At 38.7% G+C, this 9,918-nt stretch carries 8 protein-coding genes; 3 read left to right on the top strand and 5 right to left on the bottom strand.

Translation table 11 applies throughout. From position 1 onward, the window contains the following. The first annotated feature begins 254 nt into the window (after positions 1 to 254). The 3 genes from MHH64_RS11415 to MHH64_RS11405 all read left to right on the top strand — a co-directional run bounded on the left by MHH64_RS11415 (position 255) and on the right by MHH64_RS11405 (position 3,357). A complete protein-coding gene (locus MHH64_RS11415; RefSeq protein WP_340001785.1) occupies positions 255 to 1,448 on the top strand; it encodes an LL-diaminopimelate aminotransferase in 1,194 nt (397 codons plus the stop codon). Positions 1,449 to 1,497: 49 nt separating this feature from the next. After that, positions 1,498 to 1,968 (top strand): DinB family protein, encoded by a 471-nt coding sequence (locus MHH64_RS11410; RefSeq protein ID WP_118890266.1) that lies wholly within the window; start codon positions 1,498 to 1,500, stop codon positions 1,966 to 1,968. 459 nt (positions 1,969 to 2,427) lie between these two features. Further along, positions 2,428 to 3,357, top strand: a complete 930-nt coding sequence (locus tag MHH64_RS11405; protein WP_095307534.1) for an AEC family transporter — start codon at positions 2,428 to 2,430, stop codon at positions 3,355 to 3,357. A 59-nt stretch (positions 3,358 to 3,416) separates the two neighbouring features. Here MHH64_RS11405 and MHH64_RS11400 read toward each other — a convergent pair whose 3' ends face one another. The 5 genes from MHH64_RS11400 to MHH64_RS11380 all read right to left on the bottom strand — a co-directional run bounded on the left by MHH64_RS11400 (position 3,417) and on the right by MHH64_RS11380 (position 9,912). Then, positions 3,417 to 4,826, bottom strand: coding sequence for an amino acid permease (locus MHH64_RS11400; protein ID WP_118890366.1), 1,410 nt, complete (start codon positions 4,824 to 4,826; stop codon positions 3,417 to 3,419). A gap of 229 nt (positions 4,827 to 5,055) precedes the next feature. After that, positions 5,056 to 6,408 carry an aspartate aminotransferase family protein gene (locus tag MHH64_RS11395; protein WP_340001784.1) on the bottom strand — a complete coding sequence of 451 codons (1,353 nt, stop codon included), beginning with the start codon at positions 6,406 to 6,408 and terminating at the stop codon, positions 5,056 to 5,058. Between the two features lie 284 nt (positions 6,409 to 6,692). Beyond that, the gene (locus tag MHH64_RS11390) at positions 6,693 to 7,379 is read right to left on the bottom strand and encodes an aspartate/glutamate racemase family protein (protein WP_340001783.1); all 687 of its coding nucleotides are present in this window, start codon (positions 7,377 to 7,379) and stop codon (positions 6,693 to 6,695) included. Then, a complete protein-coding gene (locus tag MHH64_RS11385) occupies positions 7,379 to 8,731 on the bottom strand; it encodes a TRAP transporter large permease subunit (RefSeq protein WP_095307543.1) in 1,353 nt (450 codons plus the stop codon). Before MHH64_RS11385 ends, MHH64_RS11390 begins: the two co-directional genes overlap by 1 nt. A gap of 5 nt (positions 8,732 to 8,736) precedes the next feature. Beyond that, on the bottom strand, positions 8,737 to 9,912 hold the full coding sequence (locus tag MHH64_RS11380) for an FAD-dependent oxidoreductase (RefSeq protein WP_251659951.1): 1,176 nt from the start codon (positions 9,910 to 9,912) through the stop codon (positions 8,737 to 8,739). Between the last annotated feature and the right edge of the window lie 6 nt (positions 9,913 to 9,918).

Raw genomic sequence — 9,918 nt, 5'->3', positions numbered from 1 at the left:
ACCTTGGAAAGGCTTGTTTTCTCTAGTATTTTTTCCATTTGCTTCTCTTGTTGCTTTTGCTTTAGAAACCAGTCTGAACAGTACCTTCCGCAACTCTGCTTAAATAAATCGGAATCACCTGAACAGTTATTTTTTAATAGCTTTTGATCCATCATCGATATGTCGATTCATAATCCTGAAAAAATCAATTCCATTCCCTTAATAAATGTTATAATATACTGAGTTTTAAGTTCTATTTCAAAGAGGTGGTTTAAATGAACATAACACTATCGGATAAAATGCATCATTTTCAAACTTCTATTTTTAATGAGCTTTCCAATTACAAAAAGAAAAAAAATCAAGAAGGAAACGAAATGATTGATTTAAGCTTAGGCAGCCCTGACCTTCCCCCAGCAAAGTATGTCATTGATGAGCTTGCGAAGCATGTTACCCACCCTGGCAACTACGGCTATACATTAACTGGGATTGATGAGCTTCACCGGACTATCGCAACATACTACCATAATCAATATAGCGTTACCGTAGATCCAGTCAATGAAACATTAATGGTCATGGGATCACAAGATGGTCTCGTTCACTTACCAATGGCGCTCACAAACCCTGGTGACATTATTTTATTACCTGATCCTGGATATACAGCTTATGATACAGGTGTTGCATTGGCTGGTGCGGCTGTTTATGGCATGCCGCTTAAAGAGGATAATAACTTTTTACCAGATTTAGAAGCTATCCCCGGAGAAATTCGGGAAAAAGCTAAGCTCATGATCTTAAACTTCCCAGGTAACCCTGTTCCTGCTTTGGCAACAAAGAAATTCTTCGAACAAGTGGTAGCTTTTGCAAAGAAACATCAGATTGTTGTTGTTCATGACTTTGCATATTCAGAGATTTACTATGAGGATAAACCAGTTAGCTTCCTATCCATAAAAGGAGCAAAGGAAGTTGGTGTCGAGTTTAATTCATTCTCGAAAAGTTTTAACTTAGCAGGCTGCAGAATCGGCTATATTGTTGGCAATCCAACAGTTGTAGCTGGGTTAAATCGACTTAAATCGAACCTTGACTATGGTGTGTTTTTTCCGATTCAAAAAGCAGCAATTCGAGCATTAGAGAATTCTGTTAGCTTTAGTGAAGAATTAAGAGCGATTTATAAAAGACGCAGAGATATTCTAGTAAGTGGTTTAAATGCGCTCGGCTGGAAAGTTGATACACCTAGTGCTTCTATGTTTATCTGGGCAAAAGTTCCGAAACCGTTTACTTCAACCGAATTTGTCTATCGTTTAATGGATGAGACTGGGATTGTTGTTGTACCAGGTAATGCATTTGGAGAAGGTGGTGAAGGGTATGTACGGATTGGGCTTGTCCAACCAGAGGAAGTTCTTAAAAAGGCAGTGGCGAAGCTAAGATCAAGTATATTGTTTTCAACTACCGAAGTACCAATTACGAATCAATAACTTAATGAAATAGTCGATACCAAATTCTAATTTCAGGAGTGAATAATAAATGGCACACACGAAAGAGCTTTTACTTAATCAATTGTTGGCAAATGCAAATGATCCTAGTTGGTACCTTCCATTTACAAGTTCCGTTAAGAACTTGTCTGAAGAAGATGCCTTTTGGAAGCCTAATGAAGCTAGTAATAGCATTGCAGAAATTGTGCAGCACCTTATTTACTGGAATAAAACATGGCAAACCAGGTTTACCCAATCGGATGTGCATGCTGTACCTGCATTGGAAAATAACGATCAAAGCTTCACCCTTCCAGAGGGACAAACGTTTAACGACTTAAAGAACACATTATTAGACGTGCTCTTACAATGGCAAAAGCTATTAACAGAGGAAAAGTTAGATGAATCTGTTCGCTGGGCCTATGAACCGGCTAAATGGTGGGAGCTTGTTGGTAATGCAACGACGCATAATGCATATCATATTGGTCAGATTATTTATATTCGAAAGCAACAAAAAAGCTGGTAGATCGAATACTACATGTGAGAACATTTGATTCAGCAAGGTTTTGTACATCATCCTATACGTCAATATTTGTTCATTATCAAAAGCAGTCTGTGTTAAGTTCATGAATTTGCCTACCATCCAAACTAAAAAGTGGAGCTGGGACATAACGAAAGTGTTATACAAAAAAAGGAACGATGTATAAACTTAGCGTAGGAAATATACGTAGACTCCTGTGGGAGGCTCACCAGCCGCCGCAGGATGCGCGAATTATATTTCCGGAGCGGGTTATTTTCGTCAATCATGTTCGGAGTTTATGTGATAAAAACACTTTTGTCTCAGTCTCTACATAAAGGAAAAAATCATTATCTTCCCCCTCCCTTTAAATAAGGGATTATATAAACATTTTATTTAAGAAAGTCCTCCAAACAGCAGAGACCAATTAGGTCATTTGCACATATAGTACTTCGAGGGGGGATCATATTGGATTCAACGTTGAATTTCCTGCAAGAGATGATACAGTTGTACAGCATTGCACTGCTTGGATTTTTAGTCAGGAAATTTGGGATTTTTAATGAAAATACCAATCATGTACTGACACAGCTTATTTTATATATCACCTTACCAGCACTCATCTTATACTCTTTAAATATGCCGTTTTCCTATCATTTAATGAAAGATTTCCTTTGGCTTATTGCGATGTCCTCCTATGCCCTTCTTTTATCCATTTTTCTTGCTATTTGGATGCGGAATCGCTCCCAGCTGAACGAAAATCAGAAAAGCGTTTATGAGGGACTGATCATTTTCGGCAATCAAGGATATATTGGTTTCGCAGTTATTTTTGCTATTTTCGGGGAGCAGGGAATCGTTTATTTGACGATGTATAATATTGTTTTATTCATTCTTATCTGGACATATGGAATCTATTTATTTTCACGTTCGAAAGCAACGATCAATTGGAGCAAAGTATTCTTGAATCCTGGAACTTTTTCTACATTCGTCGGATTAATTATCTTGTTTCTTCCCATCAGTATGCCAAGTGGGATCGCAAACACATTGGAAAGTCTCGGAAAAATGACTGTTCCGCTTTCCATGATTTTAATTGGCAGTTTAATCGCAGATGTGAAATACAACGATTTTCCGTTACTACTTAAAAATAAATACATTTGGAAAGCAGCTCTAGCGAAGCTGCTTATCGTCCCACTCCTTCTACTCCCTTTTGCTTTTCTTTCTGTACCATTACCATTACTAACCATTGCCGTTCTCGTCGCTGGGATGCCTTCTGCGCCTACTATTTCAATTTATGCTCAGGAATACAATGGCGACACGCTTTTTGCATCGATTGGGGTTATTGTTTCAAGCTTGTTGTGTGTAATTACGATTCCATTTTTATATTTTATCCTATCTCTTTAAACTTCCTAATGAAAAGGAACAGCTAAATTACAACTGTTCCCTTTGTTGTTTTTTTAATTCTAAGCAATACGGTCAATTTCGTTTTTCATATGCTCATCAGCAAATTCCTTTCCATACTTGGCCATTGACACATTATACAAGATGATTCCTAAAACAGACCATACACCGATAATAATCCACTCAGGACCACCAAGTGCTGATGGCATACCTGGCATATAAAGGGTGGCGATTCCGCCTGCCATCACAGCTGCAACCCAGCCTAGTGTTGTGCCACCAGGTAGTTTAAATGGCCGTTTCATTTCTGGATCTTTTTTTCGTAAAATAATGAAGGATATGGCTACCATAAGCCATGCTACGACCAGTCCAAGTCCTCCTGCATCCACAAACCATACTAATGCAGGCCTGCCTAATAATGGTGCAGCAGTTGACAGGAATGCAATTAACAAAATAGCTTTATGCGGTGTTTTATACCTAGGATGAAGTTCACCTAAACTTTTTGGAAGCATGCCGGCATTAGCAAGTGCATAGATAGCGCGACTTCCTCCTACATAAAAACCAATCCAGCTTGTCAAAATCCCGCCAATACCACCGAGAACAAGAATATTAGACATCATTTGACTGCCTCCAAATGCCTTACCCATTGCATCGGCAGTGACCAGGGTCGATTCATTTAACTCTGCAGGCGTTAAAATACGTGACACACCAAATATAACGGAAACATACCAGACAATCGCAAGCACCACCGAGAATATTAGTAATTGTCCAATTCGCTTTTGTGGTAAATTAATTTCTTCAGCTGATTGCGGAATAACATCAAATCCAACAAACATAAATGGCGTCATAATGAGTACTGTTAATAGCCCTGCCATCCCATTGTCAAACAAAGGCTCCATATTTTGCGTACTTCCGCCAATCGTACTGCCTGTAATCAGCAAGATACCTGCAATAATAATTAACAATGTTAGAATGAACATAATCGAGGTCGAGAACTTTATTCCTCGATAATTTACCCAAGCAATTAAAATAGACCCTAGAATCCCAACACCTGCCCATGTAAGTGTGACATCCCACTCTGCAATTGTGTACAAATAGCCCTGACTGTAATTTGGAATTAAATATTCAAAAACAGTAGGAAGGGCAACTGCTTCAAATGCTACAACAGAAACATATCCAAGAATAATTGCCCATGTTGTAATAAATGATGCCATCCTCCCCATTGCTTTAAAACTGTATACGTGTTCACCTCCAGCTAAAGGTAGTGCTGAAGCTAGCTCTGCATAGGTGAGCCCGACAAATATTACCATCAATCCACCGATTGCAAAAGCAAGAATTGCCCCTAACGAACCTGCACCTGTTATCCATAAGCCAGCAGTTACAACCCATCCCCAGCCAATCATAGCTCCAAATGCAAGTGTAAGTACATCTCGATTCCCTAGTATCTTTAACAGCTTCTGTTCATTTTCCAACATGCATCCCCCATTTACTTCGTGATTTCAACACGCATTAACCAGCTGTAATGCCCCCAGCATCAGGTATAAAAAAGACATGAAGGTGGGGCATTATAGCCCGTAAATCTCTGATTCTGCTAAAAGTCCTGCGGTTTTCCCTTTTGGTGCCAGGATTTGCAGGTAAGGAAAGGATTTCCTGCTAAATAAAATTTCATTTTATGTTAAATCTTAATGCATGAGCTATTTGCTATTATTCATTCACCATATGAGGAATAAGTTGTTTTTGAACAGATAAAATAGCATCATATAATTTTTCTACCATGCTATCAATTTGTAATTGATCCATAATTAAGGGTGGTGAAAAACAGATAATATCCGTGTTTTCATACGTAACAGCCCGGCAAATTACACCTCTTTCATGTAAAGCTTCTACGACTTTCGAAGCCACTTGCAATTTTGTAGAAAAGCGCTTATTGTTAGCCGGATCTTGAACTAGCTCGACTGCTCCTAATAAGCCAATTGCTCTTACATCACCAACAATTTTTAATTGTTCTTTTATTTTTTTAAATCCTTCGAGTAAGTATGCCCCCATTGCTTTAGCATTAGCTACCAGCCCTTCTTTTTCGATAATATCAATATTTCTCAATGCTACAGCTGCTGCTGTCGGGTGTCCGCTATAGGTAAAACCATGGAATAATGTCCCTTTTGATTTATCCTTCAATACGTTGTGAATAGAATCGGACACAATTACCCCACCCATTGGGATATAGCCACTTGTAACTCCTTTAGCAAACGTAATTAAGTCTGGTGTTACTCCCCAATTTTCAATACCAAAGAATTTTCCAGTTCGTCCAAATCCAGTAATCACTTCATCTGCAACAAACAAAATCCCATATTCATTACATAAATTACGGACTTCTTTAAAATAATTGGATGGGGGAATTAATACACCACCCGCACCTTGTACTGGTTCGGCAAAAAAAGCAGCAATATTCTCAGCTCCTTCTTCTTCAATCACAGAACGAAGCGATGCAATAGCCTTCTCTGTTCCCTCCCAGTAAGGGGTGTCTGCATGGAGAAAGTCATTCATTAAATGGCCAGCCATATCCCAAAACTCAGGAATTCCTGTGACACTTGTTGAAGCCGCAGCAACTCCGTGATAACCTCGCTTTAATGCTACAATTTTCCTGCGTTGCGGATGTCCTTGTATTTTCCAGTAGTGGCGCACTAATTTAACAGCAGAATCATTGGACTCCGAACCTCCTGACGTAAAGAAAACAGCATTTAAATCTTCTGGAGCAAGTGAAGCAATCTTTGCTGCTAGTTTAATAGCTGGTTCATGGCTAAATGTTGAAAAGGCAGAGCTATATGCCAGTTTTTTCATCTGGTCTGCAGCAGCTTCCGCAAGTTCATTTCTGCCATGACCAATATTTACATTCCATAATGATGACATCGCATCTATGAATACGCTTCCATTTATGTCAGTTAAATAGATCCCCTCTCCCTTTTCTACAATCAATTTAGCTCCCTTTTCCTGTTGCTGCTGGATAGATGATGTTGGATGAATGAAATGCTTCTTGTCCAGTTCGATTAAATTTTTCATTATGATTCCTCCCTGATTTGTGCCCATTTTGGAAACTTCTTCATTTTGTCTTGTATAAAAACGAAAAAACCAGAAATATGGACAGATTTATAAGTTTAGACTGTCGATATAACTGGTTTTCACCTAGGTAGTGCGTCGCTTCGTCAACAACGTCATTTAGGTGAAGCAGTTATTTATTATCTTATTATTTTTAATTTAACAAAAACTAAACTAATGGTCAACTTCGAATTTTAGATTGATTACCATTATAACGAAATCGATCATGACAAAACTTCTTAACTATATTAAACTTTGAAATTCGATAACCCATACGCTACATATTCCGTCAACGTATTTATATCAAAAATTGGCAAACTCGTAACCTCTCTCAACGCACTTTTGTATGGTGGCATATTCGTACACTCTAAAACAATTGCTTTAACCATCGGGTTTTCAGCTAGCAGACTTGACGCTACCTGCTGCATTTCGCATGCTATTGCTTTTCTATCTAGATCAATTGTTTCCTTCACAATGGCATTTGTGAATCCTGGCATATCGTCCATACCAGCAATTGCAATTGGTGTGTGATGAGCTTCAACACCTTGTAAATGCGTTTGCGTCAGACTTGTCCTGCGAGCCGTAATAACCCCTACTATCCCGCCAGTTATTTGCTGTACCATCGGAATTTGAATTAAGCTTGATGAATAAAAAGGTACGCGCAATTCACGTTGAATCTCTTTTTGAAATAAAGCAAGAAAACCACAGCTCGTTGTGATTGCTTTTACCCCTTTATTTTCTAATTCCTTAGCTTCTGTAACAAAGGGTTCAATTAAACGCGTATCACCCAATTTAACAACACGGTATGTTGTTGCATGATCAACAACTTGATATGCAACTGGAAAAGAATATGTCTCTGGATTACCAATATCACCCTTTAGTCTGTGAAAATTTGTATTCAACATCAGTATGCCAATAAGTGGTTTCTCACCCATTAGATAAACCACAAGATTAAACCTATTATTAAAAAATAAAAGGAGTTTGGTAATGCTAATGTCATCACTTTAATCGGATCCACCTTTTTATTTAATATCCCACCAATTAACCCACACACAACAAATGCGGTTAATCCTACTGGCGGCATGTTTTGCCCAGCTGCTGCAATATGGGAAGCACCCAATGCAATTAATGTTGGTTCAACATGCATTGATTCTAGTATCGGGCCCAAGAATGTAACAACGACAGATTGAGCAGTAGTTTGAGAACCAGTTAGCATCCCGACAACTACCATAGCTATAGCTCCTCCCACTTTTATCATCGAAGAAGCTAACCCTTCTGTCATAAGTGCAACCTTTTCAATCAAACCTGAAGCATAGAACACTCCTACCATAACGCCGGCAGAAAGTTGGATTTGGACGGTTTGGTTCACTTTTCCTAGTCCGTTTTTAATTACACCTTTTGTTTGCTTTCTAACAGACGGGAATAAGAAACCGACAAGCAGTGCGATAATAATTGCTGCTACAATTTGATTGGTTAACCCCTGTAAAATAGGTATCCCGATAAGCGGTTCGAGAATATAAACAAAAATTGCAATTTCAGTAAAAATATTATAGTCAAATAATGTGTTTGCGATAACAATGGCAATTAGAACAAAGAGAGGTATGAGCGTCTTCCAGTTTTCTTTCAGGATTTGGAAAACAGATTGATTGGGAATTAATTCTGGTGGCATTTTTTTCCCGCGGACAAAACGAAATGATTCTAAAATTGCTAGAATTCCACCAATGGACACAGTTATATACGCAAGCTTGGCAACTGGTCCTGGATCGATACCGATAAGGGATGCAGACAAGAAAACGCCTTGTGTAATAGGTGGCATAATGGAACCAATAGATGCGCCAATCAAGATAATCATTCCGATTTGCTCAGGCTTTAGTTTCAATTCAGTTAGTGCGTGGATTACGAGAAATCCAATAACCGTAGCTGCAGCGATAGCATCTCCAAGAAAAGACCCAGCCAAAATTAAAGTTATAAACACGGCGGCAATCAAACCTTTTGGAGAATTACCGAATGCAGCTCGTAAACTATTCAATGTTGTATCCATTGCACCTAATTTCACCTGTGATTCAGCATATAAACTGCCAAATATAGAAAGCATAATAACCCAAGATAAACGATCAATTCCATCAATAAATGCAACAATCATTTCATTAAAGTTTAAGCCTGAAATAAATGCCGATGAGAGTGCAGCAACGAGAAGCGCTGCCCTTATATCACCACCTACTTTTGGTATTTGTTTAACAAAAACAATGGTAAAAAGCAACACTAAAGGTATTATTATTTCCAACATCTTTATCACCCCTGTTTAGGTGAAGCATGGGACGCATTAAAACGATCGAGTTGTAATTGATCCAAAAAATCCTTGTACTTCAAATCTTTATTTACCAAGCTGGCAACTAATAAACCGGTAATTGGAGCAAGTGCAATTCCATCTCCTTCATGGCCTGCCGCAATAATAAACCCTTTTAAATACGGCACTTCACTAATAATAGGAAGCCCGTCACTAGTAAATGGACGAAACCCTACCATTGCACGAATAATACGGACAGGTTCTAAGGATGGTGCTATTCGGCGAGCATGCATTGCAACAGCTGATAATATTTTCGCTTCAACCGCTTTATCATATCCTTTAAACTCCCTGCTTCCACCTATTAATAAATTTCCACTTTCCGTTTGTCCAAGTGAAAGTCCAATTCCATAAGATGGGACGTCTGTGTTATTGGATAGATGCTTCGCAGCAATGTACTGTGAACATAAAATATTCCCATGAACAATTGGTTTTACTTTTTCTGAAATTAGAATCACTCCGCGGCGCGGTATAATCGGCAGTCCAATCCCGACCATTTCCGCTATTTTAGGAGCAAAAGGACCAGCAGCATTGATAACAAGTTCCGTTTCGATTCTTCCATCATTGGTTTGTACTCCAATTACTCGACTATCCTTTGTTACAATCCCGGTTACTTCGGTATGCCTGCGAATGATTAAGCCCTTTCGTTTTGCAGCTTCAGCAAAGGCTCGTGATAATAGCAGCGGATTGACTTCTGCATCTACCGTACTATAGGTCGCACCAACAATTCCCGGGGATAAACATGGCTGAAACGCCAATGCTTCTTTTTGATCTACTAATTTCACATTTATACCTGCCTTATTTTGTTGCTTTACAAATTTTCTCATAAAATCAAGGTGGCTTTCATTCTCAATAACAATCATGCCGCCATTTTTTTGAAATTCAATATTCATTCCTAATTCTTCTTCCAGATTCTCATATACCATTCGGCTCTCCTGAGCTAGTTTAATAGGAAATCCAGGCTTTTTGGATTGTAAAAAAATTGCTTTGTCACAGGAACCAGAAGTCTCAGCACCAATTTCTCCTTTTTCGATTAACACTACCTTGCGATTTCCAGCAAGCCTGTAAGCAATCGATGTACCGATTACCCCGCCTCCAACAATTACAACATCAGCTGTTTCCATGAATCT

It is taken from the genome of Oceanobacillus sp. FSL K6-0127 (assembly GCF_037983385.1).
Classification (GTDB): domain Bacteria; phylum Bacillota; class Bacilli; order Bacillales; family Amphibacillaceae; genus Oceanobacillus; species Oceanobacillus profundus.
This window is presented reverse-complemented; position numbering and strand designations above follow the sequence as displayed.

Coding starts and splice junctions, on each gene's coding strand:
- MHH64_RS11415 (WP_340001785.1), top strand. CDS start 255: ATGAACATAACACTATCGGATAAAATGCATCATTTTCAAACTTCTATT.
- MHH64_RS11410 (WP_118890266.1), top strand. CDS start 1,498: ATGGCACACACGAAAGAGCTTTTACTTAATCAATTGTTGGCAAATGCA.
- MHH64_RS11400 (WP_118890366.1), bottom strand. CDS start 4,826: ATGTTGGAAAATGAACAGAAGCTGTTAAAGATACTAGGGAATCGAGAT.
- MHH64_RS11395 (WP_340001784.1), bottom strand. CDS start 6,408: ATGAAAAATTTAATCGAACTGGACAAGAAGCATTTCATTCATCCAACA.
- MHH64_RS11390 (WP_340001783.1), bottom strand. CDS start 7,379: ATGGGTGAGAAACCACTTATTGGCATACTGATGTTGAATACAAATTTT.
- MHH64_RS11385 (WP_095307543.1), bottom strand. CDS start 8,731: ATGTTGGAAATAATAATACCTTTAGTGTTGCTTTTTACCATTGTTTTT.
- MHH64_RS11380 (WP_251659951.1), bottom strand. CDS start 9,912: ATGGAAACAGCTGATGTTGTAATTGTTGGAGGCGGGGTAATCGGTACA.